Here is a 25,828-nt window from a genome sequence, read left to right as displayed (position 1 = left end):
CGGCCCGGGCGTCATCCGCGCTCGCCGGCGGAAGTAGCGTGGTCGGGATGTGCACGTCCCCGCCAACCCCCGGCCGGCACGCCGCATGAGTTTCTGGGACGTCGCATTGCTCGTGGTCGCCGGGGTCGCGGGCGGGTTGACCGGCAGCATCGCCGGGCTAGCGTCGGTGGCCACCTATCCCGCGCTGCTCCTGATCGGTTTGCCACCGGTGACCGCGAACGTGACCAACACCGTCGCCGTCGTGTTCAACGGCATCGGGTCCGTGTGGGGCTCGCGGCCCGAGCTTGCCGGCCAGGGCGAGTGGATCAAGCGGATCATTCCGGTGGCCGCGGTCGGCGGCGCGGTCGGCGCGGCCCTGCTGCTGTGTACACCTGCCGAAGGCTTCGAGAAGGTCGTGCCCATCCTGCTCGCGGTGGCCTCGGTCGCGATCCTGCTGCCGCGCAAGGAACACCGGGAAGCGCGCGTGGCCGATCACCGCGAGCACATCGTGCGGGTCACGTTCGAAGCCGCGGCCATCTTTGCGATCACGATCTACGGCGGCTATTTCGGCGCGGCGGCCGGTGTGCTGTTGTTGGCGCTGCTGCTGCGCGCCGGTGGCGCCACGCTCGCCCATGCCAACGCGGGCAAGAACGTGATCCTCGGCGTCGCCAACTCCGTGGCCGCGGTGGCCTTCACGGCGCTGGCGCCCGTGTACTGGCCCGCGGTGGTGCCGCTCGGGCTCGGCTGTCTCATCGGGTCACGGCTGGGGCCGATCGTCGTGCGGCACGCCCCGGCGACGCCACTGCGGGTGCTGATCGGCGCGGCCGGGGTCGCGCTGGCCGTCAAGCTCGCGCTCGACGCCTACTGACTTTTCAGTGCGAGCAGACGCGCAGGTACCCCGTAACCGGGTTACCCGGGTACCTGCGCGACTGCTCGCGGGAGAACTCAGCCGAACGGGTTGTCGCCCTTGGTCACCCGGGTGCCGAGCTCGATCAGGTTGGCCGCCGACGCGTGCAACTGCTCACCGGCCTCCCGGCTGGCGCGCCCCGCCAGGTACCGCGACCACGTGCCCTCGATGACGATGCCGAGTTTGAAACACGCCAGCGCCACGTACCAGTCCAGCTGTGCGGTCTCGCGACCGCCCGCGCCGCAATAGGCCTCGAGCAACTCGGAGCGCCGCGCGAGCCCGCCGAGCTGCGCGAGCGCCGACCCGGCGTTGATCGGGTTGGGGTCGTCGGGCCAGCACACCAGCATCCAGCCCAGGTCGAGCAGCGGATCGCCGACCGTGCACATCTCCCAGTCGATGAAGGCCGCCAACTCCGGGGTGTCGCGCCGCAGCAGCACGTTGTTGAGGTGTGCGTCGCCGTGCATGATGCCCGGCGCGTTGTCCGGCGGTCGGTTGGACTCCAGCCAGTGCGCCAATTCGGTTACCGCGGGCAGGGACTCGGGCGAATAGGACTCGTGGCGGTAGCTCTCCAACAACTTGAGAAACTGCGGAACCTGCCGGGCGAGAAACGATCCCGGCGGCCGGATGGCAGCGAGTTCGCTGTTCTCCCACGCGACGTTGCCCAGGTCGGCCAGGCTCGCGGCATATGACAGGCCGACGTCGTGCCGCAGACCCGGATCGGCCACGTACGCCGGCGCCACCTCGGTACCCGGGTTGAAACCGTCGACCTCTTCCATGAGGTAGAACACCACGCCGATTACGTCGAGGTCGGCGCACCCCGCGATGAAACCCGGATGCGGGACGGTGGATCCGGCCAGCGTGCGCAGCACCGCGATCTCGCGCAGCATTGTCTTGTCGCTCGTGGGCCGCGGATGCAGGGGTGGGCGGCGCAACACCATGGGCCGGCCGTCGACATGCACCCGCACCACGATGTTCTGCGTGCCACCGGTCAGCGGCGTGACATCGGTGACGGCCGAACCGATCCGCTGGGTACGCACCCATTGCTCGATCGCGGCGCGGTCGGTGTCGTTCAACGTCGGCAGCTGCTGCACGTCCTCGGGCATGCAGACATCGTGCCAGCCCCGGTTCAGCGTTTGTGCGCCGTCACCAACAGGTACTCCCACCGCATCGATGCGCCGTCCAGGAAGCGGTCGCCCAGCGCGGCGATGTCCGCATCGAGCGCGGCCACCCGCTCGGGGTCGCCGGCGATCGCCCGGTAGGCCGAGATGGTCGGCCCGTAGTTGGCCTTGAAGTAGTCCCGGAAGGCCGCGCCGTCGCCGAACATGTCGACGTCCAGCGCACGCCGTTCGGCGACGAGGTCGGTGACGCGCCCGCCCAGCAGCCCACGGACATGGTCGTCGCTGCCCCACAGCGGTGGCGGCGACACTCCCGGCGGGGGCGGCGGCACATACGGCTTCATCGTGGCGAACAGCTGCCCGATGAACCCTTCGGGCGTCCAGCTGATCAGCCCGATGCGCCCGCCGGGACGGGTGACCCGCACCAGTTCGTCCGCGGCCTGCTGATGGTGCGGCGCGAACATGACGCCGATGCACGAGACCACGACGTCGAATTCGTCGTCACCGTACGGCAGGGCCTCGGCGTTGGCCTCGGCCCAGTCCAGCGCAAGACCCTGTGCCGCACCGAGCTGCCTGCCCTGCTCGACCAGTTCCGGGCACAGGTCGCTCGCCGTCACGCGCGCGCCGGCGGCCGCTGCCGGGATCGCGACGTTGCCGGTGCCCGCGGCCACGTCCAGCACACGGTCGGCGGGACCGATACCGGTGGCCGCAACCAGGATCGGGCCAAGGGGCGCCACGATCCTGGCGGCGATGGCCCCGTAGTCACCGAGCGCCCACAGCGCGCGGTGTTTGGCCTCCAGTTCTCGGTCGGCAATCACGGCATTCATCGACGGCTCCTTTCGCTCGACCAATCGTCGCGCTGAGGCGGGGCGGCGATCCAGTACCAGATCTGTACTGGTCCCGGTTCAAAATCTGTACTGGCTTCCGGCCGCTTCAGGCGGTGTACTTGTGCACAGCGTTTCTCGCAGGAGGTGTCGCGATGTCGACGTACGGCCAGTTCTGTCCCGTGGCCAAGGCCATGGAACTGCTCGACGAACGCTGGACCCTGCTGGTGGTCCGCGAACTGCTGCTGGGCAGCACCCACTTCAACGATCTGCGGCGCGGCGTCCCGAAGATGTCACCGGCACTGTTGTCCAAACGGTTGAAGTCGCTGACGCGCGCCGGCGTGCTGGAACGCACCGAAATCGACGGCCGCGCAACATATTCCCTGACGCCGTGTGGACAGGAGCTGGCCGGTGTGGTGACGGCGCTCGGCGCGTGGGGCGTGCGCTGGATCGGCGAACTCGGCGAGGAGGATCTGGATCCGCACCTGCTGATGTGGGACATGCGGCGCACCATCCCGATCGACGCGTGGCCGCGCACGCGCACCACCGTCGCGTTCGTCCTCGACGGCGTCCCCGCCAAGGCCTCGCGCTGGTGGCTCGTGGTCGACGACGGCAAGGCCGACGTGTGCGATTTCGATCCGGGCTATGACGTGACGGGCACGGTCGAGACCAGTCTGCGCACCCTGACCCGCATCTGGCGGGGCGATGTGGGCTGGGCTCACGCTGTGCTCGACGGCAGTGTCGCGTTGTCCGGCCCTGCCGAGGTGCGCCGCGCCATCCCGAAGTGGCTGGGCCAGAGCGCGTCGGCAGCCATCCCCCGGCCCGCGTGAAACGCGGCCTCAGGCTTGCATTCTCAGTCCAGGATGCGCCGGGCGACGTTGGTGCTCACCAGGTCCAGCAGCTCGTCCGCGCGCCCGGCGAGGATGGTCCGGATGGCGTACAGCGAGAAGCCCTTGGCCTGTTCGACGGTGATCGCGGGTGGGATGGACAGTTCCTGCCGCGCCGTGACGACGTCGACGACGGCGGGCCCGTCATGCGCGAACGCTTCGGTCAACGCCCCTTCCAACTGGCCCGGTTCCGTCACGCGTCGGCCGAACACACCCATCGACTGGGCGACCGCGGCGAAGTCGGGGTTGACCAGGTCGGTACCGAACGTCACGATGCCCGCGGCCTTCATCTCCAGTTCGACGAAGTTCAGCGACGAGTTGTTGAACACGATCACCTTGACCGGCAGGCGGTTCTGGATCAGCGTCACGAGTTCGCCGAACAACATGGTGAGTCCGCCGTCGCCCGCCAACGCAACCACCTGGCGGCCGGGATAGGCGGTCTGGGCGCCGATCGCGTGCGGCAGCGCGTTGGCCATGGTGCCGTGGTTGAACGACCCGATGAGCCTGCGCCTGCCGTTCATCGTCAGGTATCGCGCGGCCCACACCACCGGAGAGCCCACGTCGCAGGTGAACACGGTGTCGTCGGAGGCCAGCCGGTTGGCAAGGCCTGCAACGTATTCCGGCCGGATCGGGCTCTTGTCGCGATCGTTGACCGCCAGTGAGTCCAGCTGGGCGCGGGTCTTGCGGTAATGCCGCAGCGAGCGGTCGAGGTGCTCACGGTCCTGCTTCTGCCGCAGCAGGGGTTGCAGCGCGGCCAGAGTGTCCTTGACCGTGCCGCGCAGCCCGAGGTCGATCGGCGTGCGCCTGCCGAGGTTGCGACCGCGGATGTCGACCTGGATGACGGCGGCGCCCTCGGGATAGAACTGCTGGTATGGAAAGTCGGTGCCGAGCATCAGCAGGGTGTCGGCCTCTTTGATGGCCTTGTAGCCCGACGCGAAGCCGAGTAGCCCGGTCATCCCGACGTCGAACGGGTTGTCGTATTCGATGAACTCCTTGCCGCGCAATGCATGCACGATCGGCGACTGCAGGGTCGACGCCAGTTCGATCAACGCGTCGTGGGCGCCTGCCACGCCCGCCCCACCGAGGATGGTGACCCGCTCGCCGGCGTTGAGGATGTCGGCCGCGCGCCGCACCGATTCGTCGTCCGGCCTCAGGATCGAATGGGTCGCCCGCACCGGCCGTGCCGTCCAGGCAGACTCACCGGCGCGCTGCAGGAAGATCTCGCCGGGGATGACGACGACGGCGACACCGTTCTCCTCGACCGCGGCGCGCATGGCCATCTCCAGGATGCGGGGCGCCATCTCCGGGGTGCTGACGAGTTCGCAGTAGACGCTGCATTCTCGGAACAGCTCCTGTGGGTGCGTCTCCTGGAAGTACTCCGAACCGATCTCGGTACGTGGGATGTGCGCGGCGATCGCCAGCACCGGTACCCGGCTGCGCTGCGCGTCGAACAATCCGTTGATCAGGTGCAGGTTGCCCGGGCCGCAGCTGCCTGCGCACACCGCGAGCCTGCCGGTCAGCGCGGCGTCGGCGGCGGCCGCGAATCCCGCGGTCTCCTCGTGCCGAACGTGCTCCCAAGTGATGTCGCCGCTGCGCCGGATCGCGTCGGTGAAGCCGTTGAGGCTGTCGCCCGGCAGACCGTAAACCCGCTTTACCCCACTTATGGCCAGCGCGGAGATGAAATGGTCTGCAACGGTTGCCATTGCGCCTCCCGGGTTGAGGTTCCGGCGTGATCGGTCCCGCGTTGCGACGGTGCATCCAGGCCGCCGATCACGCCGAAATCACTCTACTTGGGCGCGAAGCGCTGCCCCGCGTCCAACCGGATGCACTGGCCGTTGAGCATCGCGTTCTCCACGATCGCGACCGCCAGTTTGGCGTACTCCTCTGGCCGTCCCAGTCGTTTCGGAAAGGCCGCGTCCTTGGTCAACACGGTCGCGAACTCGTCCGGTATCCCCTCGGTGAGCCCGGTCGCGAACAGGCTCGGCGCGATGGCGAGCGCGCGGATGCCGAGGCTGCCCAGGTCGCGCGCCATGGTCAGGCACATGCCGGCGATCGCGGCCTTCGACGCGGTGTAGGCCACCTGGCCGATCTGGCCCTCGAAGGCCGCGATCGAGGCCGTGTTGATGATGACGCCGCGTTCCTCCGCATCGGCGTCGACCGGGTCGTTCTTGCTCATGTGCCAGGCCGCGAGCCGGCTGATGTTGAACGTGCCGATCAGATTGAGGTCGATGCTGGCCCGGAACGAGTCCAGGCTGTGCGGGCCGTCTTTCTTGATCGTGCGTTCGCCGATGCCGCCGCCGGCCGTGGTCACCGCGATGTGCAGGGCGCCCAGACCGTCCACTGCCTGCTGCAACACCTGCTCGGTGCCCACGAAGTCGGTGACGTCGACCGCGAAGAACGAGCCGCCGATCTCGTCGGCCACCTCCTGCCCCTTCGACTGCGGGCGGTCGAGCACCGCCACGACGGCTCCACGTTTGGCGAGTGCCTCGGCAGTCGCCCGGCCGAAGCCCGACGCGCCACCGACGACAACAGCCTTCTTGCCTTCGATCTCCATCTAGCTCCCTTTCCAAAAGTGACCGAATTCGTAACGTAACCTAACCGATGATGCCTTTCGGTAAGCCTTTCGGGTGGATTTGCGGATCGCATGGCCGGTGGCGCGACACCGTCACCACTTCGTAAGGTCTCCCGGCCCGCCACACCGGTAGATTTCGACCATGGCAGATCGCGTGCAGCGCACGCCGGCGCTGGCCGGAGTCGCGGCAGCGGCCGTGGCCCTCGGCGTCACGGGCCTGCTCGCAGTGCCGTTCGGTCCCGCAGCCGACGCGCGCACCGCCGTCGGCTCCGCCGTCATCGACCTCACGCCGGGGCCGGTGAAGGAATGGGCCATCACGACTTTCGGCACGGCCGACAAACTGGTGCTGACAATCTTGGTGCTGGCGGTCATCGCGACGATCGCCGCGGTGGCGGGTTCGTTGGAGAGCCGCAGTCGCCCGATCGGCAGCATCGCGATCGGCCTTGGCGGCGTGCTCGGCTGCGTCGCGGTGTTGTCGCGCCCCGGCGCGAGTTGGTGGGCCGTCTTGCCGACTGTGGCCGGCGCGATCTGCGGCATCGCCGTGCTGAGGGTGCTGGCAGCGGGCCGGTTGACCGACGCGGCCGAACGCCTCGATACCGACGACGACGTGGATCCCGGACGCCGGTTGTCGCTTCTCACGCTGGGATTGCTGGCCGCAGGCACGGTCACCGGGGTCGCGAGTGCGGTGTGGGCGCGCGTCGCGGCGTCGGTGGCAGACGACCGCAACGCGTTCACGCTGCCGAAGGCCGTCCCGGCGCGACCGATTCCCCCTGCGGTGCAGCCGTCGAACGTCGCACTGCCGTCATTCATCACCCCGGCGGCGGACTTCTACCGCATCGACACCGCGCTGAGCGTGCCGCAGCTCAGCCGCACCGACTGGCAGCTGCGGATCCACGGCATGACCGACCGCGAGATCACCTACCGCTTCGAAGATCTGGACCGCTTCGAGGCGGTCGAGGCAGTCGTGACCCTCACGTGTGTGTCAAACCCCGTGGGCGGCAATCTGATCTCGAACGCCACCTGGATCGGGTACCGGGTCCGTGACCTGCTCGCCGAAGCAGGTGTCTCGCCGGACGCCGACATGGTGCTGTCGACGTCGATCGACGGCTTCACCGCGGGAACACCGGTCGATGCGCTGACCGACGACCGCGGCGCGCTGCTCGCGATCGGCATGAACGGCGCACCGCTGCCCACCGAACACGGATATCCCGCACGGCTCGTCGTCCCGGGGCTCTACGGCTACGTATCGGCCACCAAATGGGTCGTCGATCTCGAGCTCACGCGCTTCGACCGCGCCGAGGCGTACTGGACGAAGCTCGGCTGGTCTGCCCGTGGCCCGATCAAGACCCAGTCCCGCATCGACGTCCCGCGCAGCGGCCAGACGGTCGCGCGCGGCCCGGTCCGCTTCGGCGGCGTGGCGTGGGCGCAGAACCGCGGCATACGCGGCGTGGAAGTCCGAATCGACGACGGGAATTGGCTGCCCGCGCAACTGGGCGAGGCCTACTCGGAGGAGACCTGGCGATTGTGGAGTGCCGACTGGGACGCCGAGGCGCCGGGCGAACACACCATCACCGTGCGGGCGACCGACAACAGCGGGGCCGTGCAGACGCCCGATCTGGCCGAGCCCGCACCCGACGGCGCGACGGGTTGGCACACCGTGACGTTCCACGTGAGTTGACCCACAGCGCGGCGCCCCCGGCACAGCACCCCGACACCGCGAACGTGCCGGTCGGCGACCCGAGGCGCCATCTCGCCCATCTTTCGCTCCCACGCGCGGCGATCGAGCGCGCAAAATTCCTTCGACGTTTCCCTGGTCACCACTTAGGTTGGTGGCCATGACACCGGCACATCACTGGCGCGAAAGGCTCCGCCAGGGGCTGCTGTCGGCGCGCAAACTTCGCGACACGGCACGCATCGCCGCGCTCCGTTCGGCGCTGAGCGCCATCGACAACGCCGAGACGCCCGCGGCCGTGCACCTCGCCACGCTGCCCGACGGGCCCATCGCCGGTGCCGCATGTGGGCTTGGCTCCACGGAGGTGGACCGTCGCGTCCTCACCGACGCCGAGATTCGCGACCTCATCCAGACCGAGATCGACGAACGACTGCAAGCCGCGGACGAGTACATCGTCAACGGCTACCACGGCCGTGCCTCCGATCTACGGTCGCAAGCCGCAGTGCTCGCGCAAGCCCTCAGGGATGTCTGACCCGCGTGGCACGCTGAGCATGTGCTGCTCGCCGAACTAGCCACTGCATCCGCTGACGTCGCGGCGACGTCCGCGCGGCTGGCCAAAGTCGGCCGCATCGCCACGCTGCTGGCAGAGCTGGCCTCCGCCGGCGACGCCCACATCGTCGCGGTCGCGGTGTCGTGGCTGACCGGTGAGCTGCCGCAACGTCAGATCGGCGTGGGCTGGGCTGGGCTGCGTGCCCTGCCACCACCTGCCGCCACCGCCACGTTGACCATCGCCGACGTCGACTCGCGGCTCACCCGCATCAAGGCCGTGGTGGGCAAGGGTTCACAGGCCGGCCGCGCCGCACAGGTCGCCGACCTGTTCGGCGCTGCCACGGCGGCCGAGCAGATGTTCCTGCGACGCCTGCTGACAGGCGAGCTGCGCCAGGGCGCGCTCGCGGGGGTGATGGCGGACGCGATCGCGAAGGCCGCCGGCATCCCGGCCGCGGAGGTGCGGCGCGCCGCCATGCTGGCCGGTGACCTGCCCGCGGTGGCGGCCGCGGCGCTCACCGGCGGCCCTGCCGCGATGGCCCACTTCCGGCTCCAGGTCGGGCAACCGGTCGGGCCTATGCTCGCCCAGACCGCCACCGGAGTCGCCGATGCGCTCGAACGGCTCGGTGGCACAGCCATTCTGGAAGCAAAGCTGGACGGCGCACGCGTACAGATCCACCGCGCCGGAACAGACGTGTCCATCTACACGCGCAGCCTGGACGACGTGACCCACCGCCTACCGGAGGTGGTCGACGCCGTGCTGGCGCTGCCCGCCGAGCACCTCATCGCCGACGCCGAAGCCATCGCCCTGCAGCCCGACGGGCGCCCGCACCGGTTTCAGGTGACAGCGTCCCGGTTCGGGCGCAAGACACCCACCGACGTGCAACGGCTGTCCGTGTTCTTCTTCGACCTGCTCCACCTCGACGGCAGCGATCTGCTCGACCTGCCGACCGGCGAGCGGCTCGCCGCACTGGACACCATCGTCCCGGCTTCCCAGCGGGTGGACCGCCTGTGCACGTCCGATCCCGACGCGGCCGCCGCGTTCCTCGACCGGGTGCTGGCAGCAGGCCACGAAGGGGTGATGGCGAAATCGCCGACGGCGCCGTACGAGGCGGGGCGGCGGGGCGCGGGCTGGCTCAAGGTGAAACCCGTGCACACGCTGGATCTGGTTGTGCTCGCGGTCGAATGGGGTTCGGGCCGGCGAACCGGCAAACTCTCCAACATCCATCTGGGTGCGCGTGACCCGGCCACCGGCGGGTTCGTGATGCTGGGAAAGACGTTCAAAGGCATGACCGACGCGATGCTGGATTGGCAAACCAGACGTTTCACCGAGCTCGCCGCGGGGCCCACCGACGCCTACGTCGTCCCGCTACGCCCCGAACAGGTCGTCGAGATCGCGTTCGACGGGGTGCAGGGCTCGTCGCGCTACCCGGGCGGGATGGCGCTGCGCTTCGCCCGGGTGCTGCGGTACCGCGACGACAAGTCACCGGCCGAGGCCGACACGATCGACACCGTGCGTGCTCTCTACGAGCGCTGACGTGGGTTCTGCCCCACAGCGCGCGGCGACGATGAAAAGATCAGTCCATGGCCACACCCACCGCACCCGATCGCATCGAGGAGCAGGACGGCGACGTCACGTATATCCGCACTGACAAAGACCTTCCGCCGGTAGCGATCATCGACCGCTCTCCCATCACTGCCCGGCACCGGATCGTCTTCGCGGTCATCGCGCTGCTCGCCGCCGTGGCATGGGCGGTGATCGCGTTCTTCCGCGGGGAGACCGTCAACGCGGTCTGGTTCGTGATCGCGGCAATCTGCACCTATGTCATCGGATTCCGCTTCTACGCGCGGCTCATCGAGATGAAGATCGTGCGCCCGCGCGATGACTGTGCCACTCCGGCAGAGCTTTTCGAGAACGGTACGGATTATCTGCCGACCGACCGCCGGGTGCTGTTCGGCCATCATTTCGCCGCGATCGCGGGCGCAGGCCCGCTCGTCGGCCCGGTGCTGGCCATGCAGATGGGTTATCTGCCGGGCACCATCTGGATCATCATCGGCGCGGTCGTGGCCGGCTGCGTGCAGGACTACCTGGTGTTGTCGATCTCGGTGCGCCGCAGGGGCCGGTCGCTGGGCCAGATGGCCCGCGACGAACTCGGGTCGGTCGGTGGTGTCGCCGCGATCGTCGGCGTCCTCGTGATCATGGTGATCCTGCTGGCCGTGCTCGCGCTCGTGGTGGTCAACGCGCTGGCCGAAAGCCCGTGGGGCGTGTTCTCGATCGCCATGACGATCCCGATCGCCGTCTTCATGGGCTTGTATCTGCGCTACCTGCGTCCGGGCCGGGTCTCCGAGGTGTCGCTGATCGGCGTCGTTCTGCTGCTGCTCGCGGTCATCGCGGGCGGCTGGGTCGCCGAGACCGATTGGGGTGTCAACTGGTTCACGTTGTCGAAGGTCACGCTGTCGTGGTGCATCATCATCTACGGCCTGGCCGCCTCGGTACTTCCGGTGTGGTTGCTGCTGGCGCCCCGGGACTACCTGTCGACGTTCATGAAGGTCGGCACCATCGCGCTGCTGGCCGTCGGCATCGTGATCGCCCGACCTGTCATGGAGGCGCCGGCGATCTCGAACTTCGCCGCCAGCGGCACCGGCCCCGTGTTCGCCGGTTCGCTGTTCCCGTTCCTTTTCATCACGATCGCGTGCGGCGCGCTGTCGGGCTTCCATTCGCTGATCTCGTCGGGCACCACACCGAAGCTGCTGGAGAAGGAAAGCCAGATGCGGCTGATCGGCTACGGCGGCATGCTCACCGAGTCGTTCGTCGCCATCATGGCGTTGATCACCGCGGCGATCCTCAACCAGCACCTTTACTTCGCGATCAACGCGCCGTCCGCGCAGACGGGCACCACCGCCCAGACCGCGGCCGACTACGTCAACGGTCTCGGCCTGTCGGGCCGGCCCATCACGGCCGAGGAGATCACCGCCGCCGCGGAAGGGGTCGGCGAGGAGTCGATCGTGTCCCGCACCGGCGGCGCCCCCACTCTCGCGTTCGGCATGTCGGAGGTGCTGCACCAGGTGTTCGGCGGCGAGAGCCTCAAGGCGTTCTGGTACCACTTCGCGATCATGTTCGAGGCGCTGTTCATCCTCACCACGGTCGACGCCGGAACCCGCGTGGCGCGGTTCATGCTGTCCGACGGCCTGGGCAACCTCGGTGGCCCGTTGAAGAAGCTGCGCAACCCGAGCTGGCGGGTGGGTGCCTGGACCTGCAGCGTCATCGTGGTGGCCGCGTGGGGCAGCATCCTGCTGATGGGTGTGACCGACCCGCTCGGCGGCATCAACACCCTGTTCCCGCTGTTCGGCATCGCCAACCAATTGCTCGCCGCGATTGCTCTCACGGTGGTCACCGTGGTGGTGATCAAACGCGGGTTGGCGAAGTGGGCGTGGATTCCCGGCATTCCGTTGCTCTGGGATCTCACGGTGACCATGACGGCATCGTGGCAGAAGATCTTCTCGGGCGACCCGAAAGTCGGCTACTGGAAGCAGCATTCGCAGTACGTCGCGGCGAAGGAGGCGGGCAAGTCGACGTTCGGCGCGGCGAAGAACCCGGACCAGATCGATGCCGTCATCCGCAACACGTTCATCCAGGGCACGTTGTCGATCGTGTTCGCGGCGCTGGTACTCATCGTGTTCACGGCGGGTGTCGTGATGGCGCTGCGGGCGCTGCGCGGCACCGGCCGTCCCCTCGCCGAGGACGAGCCGGTGCCGTCGCGGATCTTCGCGCCGTCGGGTTTGATCCCCACCTCAGCCGAGAAGGAGGTGCAGAAACAATGGGACGCCTTGCCGAGCGCACACGCCAGGCCGCACGCCAGATCAGCTGGTACTGCGGGACATTGATGGGAGACAACCACTACCGGCGCTACGTCGAGCACCACACCCGCGCCCATCCGGGCGAACCCGTGCTGTCTGAGCGTGACTACTGGAAGATGCGGCACCGCAACACCGAGGCCAACCCCGGCGCGCGTTGCTGCTGACGGGCATTTCGGGCCGTCATCCCCGCGAGCAGACACGAAATCGCCCAAATCAGAGGCTTTTTGCGGGATTTTGCGTCTGCTCGCGGTCTTACTTGAGCGAGTACCGGACCGGCAGGTGCTTGAGGCCGCCGACGAACGTGGTCGCGGTGTGCTGTGGCGAGCCGGTCAGCTCGATCGAATCCAGCCGAGGGATCAGCTCACTGAAGAAGCTGTTGATCTCCATGCGTGCCAGGGCCGCACCCAGACAGAAGTGCACGCCGTACCCGAATGCCACGTGCTTGTTGGGGTCGCGTCCGACGTCGAACCGGAACGGCTCGTCGAAGATGTCCTCGTCGCGGTTGCCCGACGGGTAGGACAGCAGAACCGATTCGCCTGCCGCGACGGGTATGTCACGCACCACGGTGTCGATGGCCGCGGTGCGCATGAACGCCTTGACCGGGGTGACCCACCGGATCATCTCCTCGACCGCCGTCGCCATGAGTCGCGGGTCGCTGCGCAGTCTTTCGAGTTCAGCCGGGTTTTCGAGCAGCGCGAGCATGCCGCCCGATATCGTCGCGCTCGTGGTGTCGTGGCCCGCGGCCGCCACGATCGCGTAGTAGGACACGGTCTCGATGTCGTTGAGCGGCTGCCCGTCCACCCGCGCGTTCGCAATCGCGGAAGCCAGGTCACCGGTGGGGTTTTCCCGCCTGGCGGCGGTGAGCTCGCTGAAGTACTGGAACATCTCCAGCAGCGCGGTCATGGTGTCGCCCTCGTCCGCGGCGCGTTTGAACTCGTCGTCGTCGTTGCCGAACAGTTCCTGGGTGAGGCTCAGCATCAGCGGGAAATCCGCCTCTGGCACCCCGAGCAGCGACATGATGACGTACAGCGGATAGTTGACCGCGATCTCCTGCACGAAATCGCATTCGCCACCCGCGTCGAGCATCTTGTCGACGTGGATCCTGGCGAGTTCGTCGACCCGTACCTTCAGCGCGCGCATGGCCTTCGGCCGGAACCAGTCCGCGCCGATCGCCCGCATGACGCGATGCTCCGGATCATCCATGTGGATGAGCGTGCGCACGCCGACCGCGGCCTGACGCTCGTCGTCCGCCGCGGTCACCAGAACCGGACGGGGCGCGTTGGTGAACACGTCGTCGGCGCGTTCGATCGCCATGATGTCGGCATGTTTGGTGACCGCCCAGAACGGCTGATACGACGGCACCTCGACCCACGAAACCGGCGCGTTGGTTCGCAGATGCGCCAGCGCGGCATGGAATTTCGCGTCATCGGTGTAAGCCGACGGGATGGCGAACACCTTGGCGGCGTCGTCGATGGTCCTACTGCTCACGGGCTGCTCCTCACGGGCTGACACTGTCGGAACTCGTCGAGTACCGCGTCGACGGTCGCCCGGGGCACCGTCGCCGGAAAGGCAGGCAGAACCCGGTCGACGGCACCGGCACAGCGGTTGTGCAACGCGCGGGCCAACTCCGGGATAGGGGCGACCACGCCGAACGCGTCGAGCACGTCGTCGTCGATCAGCGCACCCATTTCGTCCCACTTCCCTGCCATCGACAATCGGTGCAGGTCGATCTGCAAGTCTGCCCAGCCGTGCTGTTCGAGAACCTTGCGGTAGGCGGGCGTCGAGGCGTAGAAGGCGAGTTGCTTGCGGGTCGCCACCGCGGCCGCGGACATCTCCTGCTCGTCGGCACCGGTCACGAGCAACACCGGGCAGGACAACTCGAGGGCATCCCTTTGGCGCCCCGAACGTTCCAGGCCGCGCCTCAGGGCGGGCAGAGTGACCTCGTCGAGATAGCGCCGCGTGGTGAACGCGTGCGCGAGAAGCCCGTCGGCGACCTCACCGCATATTTCGGTCATCGCCCCGCCGACGGCTGCCACGAACACTTTCGGGAACGCCTCACCCGACGGTTCTGGCGTGAACATCGGCGTCATGATCTTGTGCGTGTAGAACTCGCCCTCGAACCGCAGCCTGGTGCCGTCGCGCCAGCATGACCAGATCGCGTGCAGCGCCAGGATGTATTCGCGCATGCGTCGGGCGGGATGACTCCACGGCATTCCGAACCGCTTCTCGATGTGCGGACGGATCTGGGTTCCGAGGCCGAGGATGAACCGGCCGCGGGAGTAGGCCTGAAGATCCCAGCCCAGATGTGCGACCGTCATGGGGCTACGCGCGAACGCGACGGCGATGCTCGTGCCGAGCCGCATGTTGCTGGTGTGCTCAGCCGCGAGCACAAGAGGCAGAAACGGGTCGTGGTCGATCTCGCCGGTCCAGCATCCGTCGTAACCCCGCGATTCGAGCTCACGTGCCGTATGAGCAACCGTGGCAAGGTGACCGGGTATCCCCCGGTCGACCTTCACCGCAGAGGCTACCGCGCTGGTCATTGCGCGTGCGTGCCTGTGCCGAAACGTTCGGTCACGCGCAACCCACCCACCTGTTCGACGCTACAGTAAGCAATTCAGTATGGTCAACGGGGTTAGGCTACAAGCCGACCGCGTTCGAGGAGTGGAGGCCACCGTGACACACGCCCACGACTGGAAGGAGTCGCTGGAAGACCTCGATCGCCGTCGTCAGCACGCCTACAAGATGGGCGGCCCGGAGCGCCTGGCCAAGCATCACGCCAAGGGCAAGCTCGATGCCCGCGCCAGGCTGGACCACCTGCTCGACCCCGGCACATTCCAGGAATTCGGCACACTGGTCGGCGGCGACATCGCCTCCGACGGCATCGTGGCAGGCACCGGTCTCGTCAACGGGACGCCGGTGATGGTGGGCGCCGAGGATTTCACGACGCTTGCGGGCAGCATCGGGCCGGGCGGCAACGCCAAACGGTACCGGCTCGCGGAATTGGCCCTGCGCAACAAGATTCCGCTGGTGATGCTGTTGGAGGGCGCCGGGTTCCGCGCGGCCGCGGGCGAGCATTACGGCCGGACGCCCACCGACCTCATCGCACAGGCGCGGTGCTCCGGGCGGGTTCCGACGGTCTCGGCCGTCCTCGGCGCGTCCGCCGGGCACGGTGCCCTGGTGGCCCCGGTCTGTGACTTCACCATCATGAGCCCGCACGGCGCGATCTTCACCGCCGGGCCTCCGGTGGTGAAAGAGTCGACCGGAGAGGACATCTCGAAGGAAGAACTGGGTGGCCCCGCGGTGGCGCTCGCCAGCGGCGTGATCCACAACTTCGGCGACAACGACGAGGCCGTGCTCGACGACATCCGTCGCTACTTGTCGTATTTCCCGCCCAGCGCCTGGTCCTACCCGCCGACCGCAGAAGTCGACGAGTCCGCCGCCCCGCGGGCGACACCCGAACTGCTCGAGATCGTCTCGCGAGACAACCGCCGCGTATACGACATGCGAACGGTCCTGGATGCGGTGTTCGACCGCACCGACTGGTTCGAGGTGCAGCCCAAGTTCGGCCGCGCAATCATCTGTGCGCTGGCGCATCTCGGCGGACACCCCGTGGCAGTCGTCGCCAACCAACCGCAGGTGCTGGCCGGTTCGATCGACGCCGACGCGGCCGACAAGGCCGCACACTTCATCTCGGTCGCCGATTCGTTCCACCTGCCGATCGTCTTCCTGGCCGACAATCCCGGCATGCTGCCGGGCAGCCGGTCCGAACGTGCCGGCGTGTTACGCAGCGGGGCAAGGATGTTCGCCGCGCAGACGGCCGCGACCACCATCAAAATGCACGTGACACTGCGCAAGGCGTTCGGCTTCGGCTCAATGGTGATGTCGCTGCTGGGGTTCGACGACCAGGTCGCCACGTTCGCCTACCCGGGGGCGACCATGGGCGCGATGGGCGCAGCCGCGCTGGGCCGCGCCGCGCACGCCGGCGAGGATGTCACCGAAGTGCTCAAGAAGATGGAACTGGAAGCCTCGTACCGGTCCGCGAGCCACCTCGGATTCGACGAGCTGATCGCTCCCGACGAAACCCGCAACGCTCTGCTGGTCGCGCTGCATCAAGGCATCTACGGCAGGCAGGCCGCTCCGGAGCCGGTGTCACGCACCCTGATCATGCCGTGACGCCGCGACGGTCAACGCCCGGACCACGCTGTTGTGGCCCAACGCGACCTTGAATCCGTTCTGGCTCAACGGCTGTGCCCCCGACATGAGTACTGTCGCGGCGCGTCGATAGCTCTCGGTCGTCGCCGGGGCGCCGATCAGGCTCCGTTCGGCGGCCCGGACGCGCCATGGCCGCGCCGCCACACCGCCCAGCGCCACCGCGGCATGTGTGATGACGCCGTCGGCGATGCCGAGTCCGGCCGCCACCGAGACCAAGGCGAAGGCATAACTGTGCCGGTCACGCACCTTGAGATACCAACTCGCCGCACCGAACACACCGGGCGGCAGCTCGATACCCGTGATCAGCTCGGCGGGCCGCAACGTGTTGTCCTGTTCCGGGTGCTTCCCCGGCAACGCGAAGAAGTCGGCGATCGCGATGCTGCGGGAACCGTTCGGACCCAGCACATGCACTGTGGCGTCGAGGATCGTCAGCGCCACGGCCATGTCGGACGGGTGCACCGCCACGCAAGCCTCGCCGGCCCCGAACAACGCATGCTCGCGGTTGAACCCGTCCCGGGCCGCGCAACCCGTACCCGGCATCCGTTTGTTGCACTGCCGGAACTCGGGGTCCATGAAGTACGGGCACCGCGTGCGCTGGACCAGGTTACCGCCGGCGGTTGCCATGTTGCGCAGCTGCGTGGTCGCTCCGGACAGGATGGCCTGCGAGAGCACGGGATACCGCGTGCGGATGAGCGGGTGATTGGCCACGGCGCTGTTGGTGGCACCGGCTTGGATCAGCACCCCGCCCTCGGGCGTCTCCCCGATGGACCGCAGATCGAGCCGGCCGATGTCGACCAGCGAATCCGGCGCTTCGACGCCGTTCTTCATGAGGTCGAGGAGGTTGGTTCCGCCCGCGTAATACCTGGCGCCTGCCGACGCCGCTGCTACCGCATCGGCCATCTCGGTCGCGTGGGTGAACGTGAACGGCTTCATCGCCCACCGGCCACATCTTCGATGGCCGCGACGATGTTGTCGTACGCCCCGCACCGGCAGATGTTTCCGGCCATACGTTCCCGGATCTCGTTGCGGCTCAAGCATGGTGGCATGGAGACATCACGTTGCCCGAACGATTCCGCCGAGAGGTCGCCCCGGGCGTGCTCGCGAAGCACCGCGTGTGCCGACGTGACCTGTCCCGACGTGCAGTAGCCGCACTGGAAGGCGTCGCGGTCGATGAACGCCCACTGCATCGGGGTCAGTTCACCGGGCGCGGCGGTTGCTTCCACGGTGCCGACACCGCGTCCGGTGATCGAGGCCGCCAGCGTCAGGCAACTCAGCACCCGCTCACCGTCGACCGTGACCGTGCAGGCACCGCACAGCCCGTGATCGCAACCCTTCTTGGTACCGGTGAGGCGGAGCCGTTCGCGTAACAGGTCGAGCAGGGTCGTGCGCACGTCGGTGTTGATCACCCACCGTTTTCCGTTGACGGTCAGCTCGATCGTAAAGTCTCTCAATTCGGTTCTCCCATCAACATTTCCAGTGTTATCGGTAAATCGCGCAGCCGTTTTCCCGTGGCATGGAACACCGCGTTGGCGATGGCCGCGGGAACACCGCACGAGCCGATCTCGCCGATGCCCCGGACCCCGATCGGGTCGAGCCCGTAGTCGGCGACATCGACGAACGTGATGTCGAAGTCGGGCACATCGGCATGCGTCGGCACGTAGTACTCGCCGATCAGTTGTCCCGTCCGGCCGTCGACCGGTACCTGTTCGAGCAGGGCCATCCCGAGGCCGAACATGATGCCGCCCATCACCTGGTTGCGGGCCAGCTTCGGGTTGAGCACCCGCCCGCAGTCCAGGCTGGCCACCCAGCGCGTGACTGTGGCACGCCCGATGGCTTCATCGACCTCGACCTCGCAGAAGTGGGCGCCGAACGATTGTGATACGGCCGTCGCCTGGTCACCCACGTCGCTGGTGACGGTGAAGGTCAGGGCCTCGGCAAGTGTGACACCGCCGTCGACCAGGACGTCGGCGACGGCGGCCACTGCGCGCCCGTCGCTGACGAGCATGCCGTTGGAGATGTGCAGTTCCGTCGAACCGTCCAGATTCGACAGCCACGCCAGCAGGCGCCGCTGCCATTCGGCGCCTGCCAGTGCGACCGCCGATCCGACGGTGGCGGTGGTCTGGGAGGCCCCGCTGTAGGGCGCGGGTGCGAACAGCGAGTCGCCCGTCTCGAATGTCACTGCGGCCAAGGGCAAACCGGCCGCGTCGGCGGCGACCTGGCTCATCACCGTGCGGACCCCGGTACCGATCTCATGGGTCGCGGTGGCGAACCGTACGGTGCCGTCGACGGTTGTCGTGACGTCGCAACCGGCGGGCATGCGCCGACCGGGATAGGTGGCGGTGGCCATTCCCCACCCCACGAGGACACCGTCGCGGTTCATGGCGCGTGGCGCGATCGGGCGGTTCTCCCAGCCGAACCGCTGTGCTCCCGTCAGGTAGCACTCGCGTAGGTGCTTGCCCGACCACGGCTTGCCGTTGGTCTGATCGGTGTCTGCGTCATTGCGCATCCGCAGGGCCAGCGGATCGGTGCCCATGGCGTATGCCAGCTCGTCCATCGCCGATTCGAGCGCGAACAACCCGGGCGCCTCGCCCGGTCCGCGCATGAAACACGGTGTGGGTGTGTTGATCCGGGCGACGGTGTGTGACGTGACGAGCCGCGGCGACCGGTACAGAATGCGGGCCGACAATCCGACCGGCTCACAGAAGTGCGCGACGGGTGACGTCTCGGTCAACGTGTGCTGCTCGGTGCTGAGCAGGAGCGCCTGCTCGTCGGCCACCAGCGACAGCTGCTGCTCGGTGCGGGGCCGGTGGCCCGTCGAGGTGAACATCTGTTTGCGTGACAGCACGAGCTTGACCGGACGTCCTACGGCCCGCGCTGCCACCGCGCAGAGCACCACGTGCATCCAGAGGAAACTCTTCGAGCCGAAAGCGCCGCCCACCAACGGCGCCAGCACCCGGACCTGCTCTTCCGCGATGCCCAGGTAGCAGGCCAGCACGCGGCGTTCGCCGGCTATCCACCGCGTCGCATCGTGCACCGTCAACTCCTCGCCCGACCATGCCGCGATGGTCGCCGACAGCTCGATCGGGTAGTGCGCATTGACCGGCGTGCGGTACTGCGCGCTAACCTGGCAGGCGCCAACCGGTTCCGCGTCGTCGCCGCGCCGGTCCTGCAGCTTCTCGTCGAGCAGCTTCACGAAGTGATCGGGCTGGTACCGGCGTTGGGCCGGCGCATTCTCCATGCCCAGCACGCCGGCTTCCGCGACGTAGTCGAGGTGGAACTGTTCCGCGGCGGCAGTGGCGTTCTCGGGCGTGTCGGCGACTACGAGCGCCATGTGCTGGCCGACGTGGTGTACCTGCAGGTCAGCCAGCGGCGGTCGGCGCTCCATGGGAAAGTCCGCCGTGAGATCTTCCGGAAGCCGTTGCAAAGGAGGGCAATTCAGCGGGGTGAGGACATGCAGCACGCCCGGCGCGGCCATGGCGATGCGCGCACTGTCGCGCAACGACTCCTCGGTGACGCGCCCGGAAGCGATGTCGGACTGCACCAGCGCGGCGTACGTCACGTCGGCGACGGTGTTGTCGGCGGTGTAGACCGCCGCGCCGGTGACCTTGTCGTGTCCCTCGACCCGGTTCACCGGCCGGCCGATGTTCGTTCCGATCATGCCCGGTTACTCCCTTCCGGCGATCTGTCAGCGGTCAACGGGATTGCGCCGGCCGACGATCAACGGGTCCGCCGGGGTGAACGGAAACTCCGGCAGATCGTCGATGTGGGTGTCGAAGGTCGCGGCCAGCACCGCCCGCGAGTACGCGCTGGCCGAGTTGCGGTAGCCGATGTCGGCGGGAGTGGGCTGGTCGAAGAAGATCAGGAAGTGCAGGTCGGGTGCGTCCACCACTTCGATGTGGTGCGGATAGGCCCGGGGGATGAAGTACACGTCGCCCTGCCGCATGTGCCAGGTGTCCAGCGTGCCGTCCGGGTCCATCACGGTCATCCGTGCGGATCCACTGTGCACATAACCCATTTCCGCGGTGACGGGATGCCAGTGCGGTTCGCGCATGCCGTCTTCCCGGACACGCAACGAGTACATCGACAGATCCTTCAGTGCGGGCCAGAACTGCACGCGTGCGGTGCGGGCCGATCCGACGGCGGACGTGACGGGTGGGGTCATCGCCTCGACCGCGAACTTGTGCGGGTCCGGGTAGCCGGCGGTGTCGGGCACGACCGCATCGCCCGCGCGCCCGGCCAGCTTGCGGTCGACGGTGTCGCGGCGCAGCACCGCGAAGTCCGAGGCGTCGAGGTCGTAGGTGTTGCCCAACACGGCGTCGGTCATGGCACCGAACGAGGCGCCCAAGCCGAAGTCCTCGGGCCGCTCGCTGCTGAAGGTGACGATGAACTCGGCGGGCTCGGTGCCGATGTTCTCGATGTGATGCAACGAGCCGGAGTCGGCATGGAACATCTCGCCCGCGGACACCGTGAATGTCGAAAACCGGTTGCCTGTGTCCAACATCGACACCAGTGCGACGCCCGACACGCAGTAGGTCAGTTCGTTGGCGTTGGCGTGCCAGTGCGGCGTCCGCATCGCGCCGGGGTTGATGACCAGTCGCTTGATCGACATCCTGCGCAGGATCGGGAAGTTGTCGGCCGTCACCCGGCGGATCGAGCCGAAGTCGTTCTCCTCCACGATCTCTCCGTCGAGCAGCGACGTGGTGTGTGAGCTGCGGGTCAGGGACACGGTCATGGCGCGATCTCCTAGGTGGGGGTTGTTGCTGTGCTGCCACCAACCTTTGCCCACCGCGCCCGCCGAGTCGTCAATGCTGACCGCCATATCCAGGGCGGGCTGACGGGGTGGCAGCACTCCCGCTAGCCCCCATTGACACGGCGGCGCCGCGACGCCGCTAGACGTCGAGCAGGCTGTGGATGGCGTCCGGGGACAGCGCGATCTTCGGCAGGAACCCCACCGCGCTGCTGGCCGCGATCATGTCGGCCAGATCCTGTTCGGCATGCGTGGAGATGAGGATCACCGGGGTTCCGGGCGGTGCGGTTTCGTGCAACTGCTCGGCGAGGTCGAATCCGCTCTCGGCGCCGAGGTCGATGTCCACGAGCGTCACGTCAGGCTGATGAGCCTGATAGCACCGCAGCGCCTCGGCACTGTCGGATGCCACGTCGACCGTCATACCGGCCCGTTCGAGCATCGCGCTGGCTGCAGTGCGGAACTGCACACTGTCATCCACGATCAGACAGCGCATAGCGGCCTCCCCCATGCACTCATACTTTCGAGCTTGGCAGATGGGCAGACGAACGGCACTACCGTTAGCCGGAACTTTTCCTGGGCGCGAACTACCATCGGCCGGTGCCAGCATCTGCCAACCCAACCGCCGACGACAGGTTGGAGTCCTTCCCGGAACGGCTCCTGGCGTTTGTCGTGCGCCCCACAGCCCGGCCGCTGCGCTGGGGCGTGCTGGTGGCAACGGCGTTCGTCCTCGGTGAGACGATCCTGGTATTCCAGCTCAAACGGGTGGCCCCCGAGAACGCCTTCGGCGCCATCTTCCTGCTCGGAGTGCTCGTCGTCTCGGCTGGTTGGAGTTTTCCACTGGCCGTGGCGACCTCGGTGGTCAGCGCGCTGGTTTACGTCTACTTCCATCTCGAGGGCGCCGACAGCCTCGCGCCGGCACTGTTCGTCTTTCTGCCGTTGGCGCTGCTGGCCAACGTGCTCGCGGGGCAGGCGCGATTGCGGGCCGCGGAGTCTGAGCAGCGACGTCGCGAAGCGGACCTGTCGGCCGAACTGGCCAGGCTCATGCTGGGCGCCGGAGATCTGCCCCACGCCCTCGACCGTGCCGGCCGGCGCATAGCCGGCGTGCTCGACGTACCAGAGGTCACTCTCGCGCTCGGCGCGGTCGATGCGGACCGCGATCACACCGCGATTCCCCTTCACGACGCCGGCGACCGGATCGGCACCCTGCTGGTGCCCAGCGAGGTTCCGCGTGACTCTCGGCACCGGTGGAACCGCATGATCCCGTCATTGGAGGCGTTGCTCATCGCGGCCATGGATCGTGAAAAGATCACCGCGGAACTGGCGGCCAGCCGCCATGAGCTGGAACGGTTCTTCATCGTCGCGTCCGAGCTGCTCTACATCAGCGATCGCACAACCTTGACCCGCATCAACCCGGCCTTCACCCGCACCCTGGGGTATTCGCCTGACGAGCTGGTGTCCCGCCCGTTCATCGATCTGGTGCACCCTGACGACCGAGAGCACACCGCGACGGTGCTCGACGAACTGTGCACCGTCGACGGTGAGGCCCAGTTCGAGAACCGCTGCATCCGGCGCGACGGCGAACCGCGCTGGTTTCAGTGGAGCGTGGTCTCCGACAACGGGATGTTGTTCGGCGCGGGCCGGGACATCACCCAGCAACGGCATGAACAGGAACGGTTGCGCGAGGCCCAGCGCCAGATCGAAGCCAGCCACAACAAGGTCAGCGCCCTGGCCGAACAGCAGACCGCGTTGCGCCGGGTGGCCACGATGGTGGCTCGTGGCGCCCCGCCCGCCGAGGTGTATCCGCTTGCCGTGAGCGAGCTGTCGAAGGGACTTGGCGTGACCCATGTGACGCTGGTGAGGTTCGAGGCCGACGCTGCGTGTGTGGTGGTCGCCGCGCTCGACACCGAGTCGCCCGAACACCTGCGGGTCGGAGAGCGGCTGGCACTCGACGGTGACAGCATCTCGGCGCGGATCCGCGACGGCGGCGGACCGACCCGGCTCGATTCGTACGACGGCATCGACGGCGAGATCGCAGCGCGGCTGCGCGGATTGGGCCTGCGATCGGGTGTCGGTGCACCGATCACCGTAGACGGACGCGTGTGGGGCGCGTTGCTGGTCGGCACGTCGCGCGAACACCCGTTGTCAGCCGAGACCACGCCCCGGATAGGGGATTTCGCCGATTTGGTGAGTACCGCGATTTTCAACGCAGAGTCGCGGGCGGAGATCACCGCGTCGCGCGCACGTATCGTCGCGGCCGCCGATCAGGCCCGTCGCGGATTCGAGCGGGATCTACACGATGGGGCACAACAGCGGATCGTCTCGCTGGGGCTTGAGCTCAGGGCTGTGCAGGCCGCGATTCCGCAAGAGCAATCCGCTGTGCACGAGCAGATGTCGCATATCGTGGACGGGCTCGCGGGTCTCTACACCGATCTGCAGGAGCTGTCCCGCGGGCTTCATCCCGCGATCCTGTCCAAGGGCGGGTTGGGCCCCGCGCTCAAGACCTTGGCGCGGCGCGCCTCGGTACCGGTCGTGCTCGATCTCGGCGTCGACCGCAGGTTACCGGAATCCGTCGAGGTCGCTGCGTATTACGTGGTGGCCGAGGCGCTGACGAATGCGGCCAAGCACGCGTCACCCACCGAGGTGACCGTCGAGGCCGTCGCCACCGAGGACACGCTCGGCGTCATCGTCACCGACGACGGTGTCGGAGGCGCGATTTCGGGCGCCGGCTCGGGGCTGATCGGGCTCAAGGACCGCGTCGAGGCGCTGTCCGGTCGGCTGGAGGTCAGCAGTCCGCCCGGCGTGGGCACCACCTTGACGGTCAGGATTCCGCTGGGTTCCCGGTAGCCCGGTATTCGGCGACGATCGGTTCGAGTTCGTCGGGCGTGGCCCCGTGCAGGATCACCGCGTCGGCGCCGTAATCGAATTCGTTGCGGATGCGCGCCACGCACTGTTGCGCCGACCCCGTGGCGGACGGCTCGAGCCACTCGTCGGGGATGAGCGTCGCGATGTGCTCGATCTGCTCGGCCGTGGCCTTGTGGTCGATGCCTCCGGGGATTGACGTGACGACGGCATCTTCCCGGAATCGTTGCAGCACCGCAGGATCCCAGTTGTTGGTGCGCACCATGAGGTCGCCATAGCCCTGCAGGTAGGTGGCGAGGCGGGCGACGGTCTTCTTGAGCCGCAACTCCTCCGGCAGGTGGTCGCCGACGGTCGCGAAACATGACCACACCCGCACGCTGTCGGGGTCGCGGCCGGCCCGCTCCGCGGCGTCTTTGACGGTCTTGACCGCACGTTGCAGCGTCTCCGGCGTGAAGTAGGTGTGCAGGATGACGTCGTCGAATTCCCGGCCGCCCAGCGCGAGGGTCTGCGGACCGAACGCGACGATCGCCAACCGGATGTGCTCGTCGAAATCCGGGTCGAGGAACAGCACCTGATATTTGCCGATGGGTCCGTCGTGGCCGAAGATCACCTCGCCGTGCCACAGCTTGCGCATGACCTGCGCGAAATCCTCCATTTGCGCGGTGGTCACGGCGGGCACCCCGAACGCCTGATACATGGCAGCCACACCGCGGCCGATGCCCAGTGTGAACCGGCCGCCGGAGAGCCGGTGCATCGTGGTGGCCCACGATCCGGTGATCAGTGGGTGGCGGGTGTTGTGATTGGTTGCCGCAGTGGCGATCTGTATACGGCTGGTCACCGCACATGCGGCGCCGACCAGTGACGACGCTTCCTTGACGTTCCACCGCTCGGAGATGAACGCCGTGCCGAAACCGAGCTCTTCACCACGGCGCGCCTCGTCCATGAGCGTCGCCGGGCCCTCACCTCCGGCGCCTGCCAGCAGGTAATAGCCGAGTTCGTCGAGCACCGGTGCTGTCATGCCTAAACTCCTTGCTCGTTGTCGACACGCCATCACGCACTGATTCTGTGCTCAGGGCGCAAACGTGCGTGAAGGCCGTGCCCTGAGCACAGAGTCGATGCCGACACGCTATGCGGGCTTGAACTTCAGCAAAGTGCGGGTGAGGTGCAGGCTGGCGATCTGCCATGCGCCGTCCTTCTTTTCGTATGTTTCGTGATAGTGGCCGGCGCCATGCAGCTCGCTGCCATCGGGGAAGAACAGCATGTCCTCCATCGCCCAGATGCCGGTTGCGGTGTCCACGGAGGTCAGCGCGATCTCGGGCGTGTGACAGTGATGCACCGTTGCCGCATGTTCGACACCGCCCCACACCACGGGGAAGAACTGCTCGAACCCGTGCAGCGGCGGCGCGGTCTGCGGATCGGCACCGCCCGTCGACACGGCCATGTCGAGCGTCACCACGAGGTTCTCGGCGAACAGCGTCCGCCACGCATCGATGTCCTTGGTGTCGAGGAACCGGCAGTAGCGCGCCTTGAGTTGTTTGATCGCCTCGATGTCGTCGGACATGTACGCCTCCTCGCCAGCGTCTGCTCGCACGTGCGGAAATCACTACTGTAATGTGTTCCGTACTCGTGCGTGGGCTGAATGTGGGAGGA

The 25,828-nt window shown here is 67.6% G+C and carries 22 protein-coding genes; 9 read left to right on the top strand and 13 right to left on the bottom strand.

Going from position 1 to position 25,828, the window contains the following annotated elements:
- Positions 1–85 precede the first annotated feature (85 nt).
- On the top strand, positions 86–847 hold the full coding sequence (locus G6N67_RS25625) for a sulfite exporter TauE/SafE family protein (protein ID WP_036427807.1): 762 nt from the start codon (positions 86–88) through the stop codon (positions 845–847).
- A 77-nt stretch (positions 848–924) separates the two neighbouring features.
- Here the strand turns inward: G6N67_RS25625 and G6N67_RS25620 are convergent, their stop codons facing one another.
- The gene (locus G6N67_RS25620) at positions 925–1,989 is read right to left on the bottom strand and encodes a phosphotransferase family protein (RefSeq protein WP_036427809.1); all 1,065 of its coding nucleotides are present in this window, start codon (positions 1,987–1,989) and stop codon (positions 925–927) included.
- A 23-nt stretch (positions 1,990–2,012) separates the two neighbouring features.
- Complete coding sequence (locus G6N67_RS25615; protein WP_036427812.1) at positions 2,013–2,828, bottom strand: class I SAM-dependent methyltransferase; 816 nt, start codon at positions 2,826–2,828, stop codon at positions 2,013–2,015.
- 152 nt (positions 2,829–2,980) lie between these two features.
- Between G6N67_RS25615 and G6N67_RS25610 the strand changes: the two genes are divergently transcribed.
- The gene (locus G6N67_RS25610) at positions 2,981–3,655 is read left to right on the top strand and encodes a winged helix-turn-helix transcriptional regulator (protein ID WP_036427815.1); all 675 of its coding nucleotides are present in this window, start codon (positions 2,981–2,983) and stop codon (positions 3,653–3,655) included.
- Positions 3,656–3,678: 23 nt separating this feature from the next.
- Here G6N67_RS25610 and poxB read toward each other — a convergent pair whose 3' ends face one another.
- Both poxB and G6N67_RS25600 read right to left on the bottom strand, forming a co-directional pair.
- On the bottom strand, positions 3,679–5,415 hold the full coding sequence (gene poxB, locus G6N67_RS25605) for a ubiquinone-dependent pyruvate dehydrogenase (protein ID WP_036427818.1): 1,737 nt from the start codon (positions 5,413–5,415) through the stop codon (positions 3,679–3,681).
- Between the two features lie 83 nt (positions 5,416–5,498).
- Positions 5,499–6,266: an SDR family NAD(P)-dependent oxidoreductase gene (locus G6N67_RS25600; RefSeq protein WP_036427821.1), complete on the bottom strand. Its 768-nt coding sequence runs from the start codon at positions 6,264–6,266 to the stop codon at positions 5,499–5,501.
- A 160-nt stretch (positions 6,267–6,426) separates the two neighbouring features.
- Here G6N67_RS25600 and G6N67_RS25595 point away from each other — a divergent pair, with 160 nt between their 5' ends.
- The 5 genes from G6N67_RS25595 to G6N67_RS25575 all read left to right on the top strand — a co-directional run bounded on the left by G6N67_RS25595 (position 6,427) and on the right by G6N67_RS25575 (position 12,524).
- Positions 6,427–7,962 carry a molybdopterin-dependent oxidoreductase gene (locus G6N67_RS25595; protein ID WP_036427824.1) on the top strand — a complete coding sequence of 512 codons (1,536 nt, stop codon included), beginning with the start codon at positions 6,427–6,429 and terminating at the stop codon, positions 7,960–7,962.
- 157 nt (positions 7,963–8,119) lie between these two features.
- The gene (locus G6N67_RS25590; protein WP_036427826.1) at positions 8,120–8,488 is read left to right on the top strand and encodes a GatB/YqeY domain-containing protein; all 369 of its coding nucleotides are present in this window, start codon (positions 8,120–8,122) and stop codon (positions 8,486–8,488) included.
- Between the two features lie 21 nt (positions 8,489–8,509).
- Complete coding sequence (locus G6N67_RS25585; RefSeq protein WP_036427827.1) at positions 8,510–10,039, top strand: ATP-dependent DNA ligase; 1,530 nt, start codon at positions 8,510–8,512, stop codon at positions 10,037–10,039.
- A gap of 47 nt (positions 10,040–10,086) precedes the next feature.
- Complete coding sequence (locus tag G6N67_RS25580; RefSeq protein WP_163642284.1) at positions 10,087–12,387, top strand: carbon starvation CstA family protein; 2,301 nt, start codon at positions 10,087–10,089, stop codon at positions 12,385–12,387.
- The gene (locus G6N67_RS25575; RefSeq protein ID WP_374762430.1) at positions 12,387–12,524 is read left to right on the top strand and encodes a CstA-like transporter-associated (seleno)protein; all 138 of its coding nucleotides are present in this window, start codon (positions 12,387–12,389) and stop codon (positions 12,522–12,524) included. Before G6N67_RS25580 ends, G6N67_RS25575 begins: the two co-directional genes overlap by 1 nt.
- A gap of 88 nt (positions 12,525–12,612) precedes the next feature.
- Here the strand turns inward: G6N67_RS25575 and G6N67_RS25570 are convergent, their stop codons facing one another.
- Positions 12,613–13,848 (bottom strand): cytochrome P450, encoded by a 1,236-nt coding sequence (locus G6N67_RS25570; protein ID WP_036427831.1) that lies wholly within the window; start codon positions 13,846–13,848, stop codon positions 12,613–12,615.
- On the bottom strand, positions 13,845–14,900 hold the full coding sequence (locus tag G6N67_RS25565; protein WP_036427834.1) for an LLM class F420-dependent oxidoreductase: 1,056 nt from the start codon (positions 14,898–14,900) through the stop codon (positions 13,845–13,847). Before G6N67_RS25565 ends, G6N67_RS25570 begins: the two co-directional genes overlap by 4 nt.
- Before the next feature lie 133 nt (positions 14,901–15,033).
- Here G6N67_RS25565 and G6N67_RS25560 point away from each other — a divergent pair, with 133 nt between their 5' ends.
- Complete coding sequence (locus G6N67_RS25560) at positions 15,034–16,533, top strand: acyl-CoA carboxylase subunit beta (RefSeq protein ID WP_036434062.1); 1,500 nt, start codon at positions 15,034–15,036, stop codon at positions 16,531–16,533.
- Here G6N67_RS25560 and G6N67_RS25555 read toward each other — a convergent pair.
- The 5 genes from G6N67_RS25555 to G6N67_RS25535 all read right to left on the bottom strand — a co-directional run bounded on the left by G6N67_RS25555 (position 16,510) and on the right by G6N67_RS25535 (position 21,812).
- Positions 16,510–17,505, bottom strand: a complete 996-nt coding sequence (locus tag G6N67_RS25555) for an FAD binding domain-containing protein (RefSeq protein ID WP_036427836.1) — start codon at positions 17,503–17,505, stop codon at positions 16,510–16,512. The genes G6N67_RS25560 and G6N67_RS25555 overlap by 24 nt on opposite strands.
- Positions 17,502–18,023, bottom strand: coding sequence for a 2Fe-2S iron-sulfur cluster-binding protein (locus G6N67_RS25550; RefSeq protein WP_036427838.1), 522 nt, complete (start codon positions 18,021–18,023; stop codon positions 17,502–17,504). Before G6N67_RS25550 ends, G6N67_RS25555 begins: the two co-directional genes overlap by 4 nt.
- The gene (locus G6N67_RS25545) at positions 18,020–20,230 is read right to left on the bottom strand and encodes a xanthine dehydrogenase family protein molybdopterin-binding subunit (RefSeq protein ID WP_036427841.1); all 2,211 of its coding nucleotides are present in this window, start codon (positions 20,228–20,230) and stop codon (positions 18,020–18,022) included. The genes G6N67_RS25550 and G6N67_RS25545 overlap by 4 nt, the downstream gene beginning before the upstream one ends.
- Positions 20,231–20,257: 27 nt before the next feature.
- A complete protein-coding gene (locus G6N67_RS25540; protein ID WP_036434064.1) occupies positions 20,258–21,304 on the bottom strand; it encodes a cupin domain-containing protein in 1,047 nt (348 codons plus the stop codon).
- 157 nt (positions 21,305–21,461) lie between these two features.
- Positions 21,462–21,812, bottom strand: coding sequence for a response regulator (locus tag G6N67_RS25535; protein ID WP_036427844.1), 351 nt, complete (start codon positions 21,810–21,812; stop codon positions 21,462–21,464).
- A gap of 197 nt (positions 21,813–22,009) precedes the next feature.
- Between G6N67_RS25535 and G6N67_RS25530 the strand changes: the two genes are divergently transcribed.
- Entirely contained in the window at positions 22,010–24,163 is a 2,154-nt protein-coding gene (locus G6N67_RS25530; RefSeq protein ID WP_036434066.1) for a PAS domain-containing protein, read from the top strand.
- Here the strand turns inward: G6N67_RS25530 and G6N67_RS25525 are convergent.
- Positions 24,138–25,196 carry a TIGR03857 family LLM class F420-dependent oxidoreductase gene (locus tag G6N67_RS25525; protein WP_036427846.1) on the bottom strand — a complete coding sequence of 353 codons (1,059 nt, stop codon included), beginning with the start codon at positions 25,194–25,196 and terminating at the stop codon, positions 24,138–24,140. The two genes, G6N67_RS25530 and G6N67_RS25525, sit on opposite strands and share 26 nt — an antisense overlap.
- Positions 25,197–25,304: 108 nt before the next feature.
- Complete coding sequence (locus tag G6N67_RS25520; RefSeq protein WP_036427847.1) at positions 25,305–25,739, bottom strand: nuclear transport factor 2 family protein; 435 nt, start codon at positions 25,737–25,739, stop codon at positions 25,305–25,307.
- Positions 25,740–25,828 lie beyond the last annotated feature (89 nt).

This window comes from Mycolicibacterium mageritense (genome assembly GCF_010727475.1).
GTDB lineage: Bacteria > Actinomycetota > Actinomycetes > Mycobacteriales > Mycobacteriaceae > Mycobacterium > Mycobacterium mageritense.
This window is presented reverse-complemented; position numbering and strand designations above follow the sequence as displayed.

Coding starts and splice junctions, on each gene's coding strand:
- G6N67_RS25625 (WP_036427807.1), top strand. CDS start 86: ATGAGTTTCTGGGACGTCGCATTGCTCGTGGTCGCCGGGGTCGCGGGC.
- G6N67_RS25620 (WP_036427809.1), bottom strand. CDS start 1,989: ATGCCCGAGGACGTGCAGCAGCTGCCGACGTTGAACGACACCGACCGC.
- G6N67_RS25615 (WP_036427812.1), bottom strand. CDS start 2,828: ATGAATGCCGTGATTGCCGACCGAGAACTGGAGGCCAAACACCGCGCG.
- G6N67_RS25610 (WP_036427815.1), top strand. CDS start 2,981: ATGTCGACGTACGGCCAGTTCTGTCCCGTGGCCAAGGCCATGGAACTG.
- poxB (WP_036427818.1), bottom strand. CDS start 5,415: ATGGCAACCGTTGCAGACCATTTCATCTCCGCGCTGGCCATAAGTGGG.
- G6N67_RS25600 (WP_036427821.1), bottom strand. CDS start 6,266: ATGGAGATCGAAGGCAAGAAGGCTGTTGTCGTCGGTGGCGCGTCGGGC.
- G6N67_RS25595 (WP_036427824.1), top strand. CDS start 6,427: ATGGCAGATCGCGTGCAGCGCACGCCGGCGCTGGCCGGAGTCGCGGCA.
- G6N67_RS25590 (WP_036427826.1), top strand. CDS start 8,120: ATGACACCGGCACATCACTGGCGCGAAAGGCTCCGCCAGGGGCTGCTG.
- G6N67_RS25580 (WP_163642284.1), top strand. CDS start 10,087: ATGGCCACACCCACCGCACCCGATCGCATCGAGGAGCAGGACGGCGAC.
- G6N67_RS25575 (WP_374762430.1), top strand. CDS start 12,387: ATGGGAGACAACCACTACCGGCGCTACGTCGAGCACCACACCCGCGCC.
- G6N67_RS25565 (WP_036427834.1), bottom strand. CDS start 14,900: ATGACCAGCGCGGTAGCCTCTGCGGTGAAGGTCGACCGGGGGATACCC.
- G6N67_RS25555 (WP_036427836.1), bottom strand. CDS start 17,505: ATGAAGCCGTTCACGTTCACCCACGCGACCGAGATGGCCGATGCGGTA.
- G6N67_RS25545 (WP_036427841.1), bottom strand. CDS start 20,230: ATGATCGGAACGAACATCGGCCGGCCGGTGAACCGGGTCGAGGGACAC.
- G6N67_RS25540 (WP_036434064.1), bottom strand. CDS start 21,304: ATGACCGTGTCCCTGACCCGCAGCTCACACACCACGTCGCTGCTCGAC.
- G6N67_RS25535 (WP_036427844.1), bottom strand. CDS start 21,812: ATGCGCTGTCTGATCGTGGATGACAGTGTGCAGTTCCGCACTGCAGCC.
- G6N67_RS25525 (WP_036427846.1), bottom strand. CDS start 25,196: ATGACAGCACCGGTGCTCGACGAACTCGGCTATTACCTGCTGGCAGGC.
- G6N67_RS25520 (WP_036427847.1), bottom strand. CDS start 25,739: ATGTCCGACGACATCGAGGCGATCAAACAACTCAAGGCGCGCTACTGC.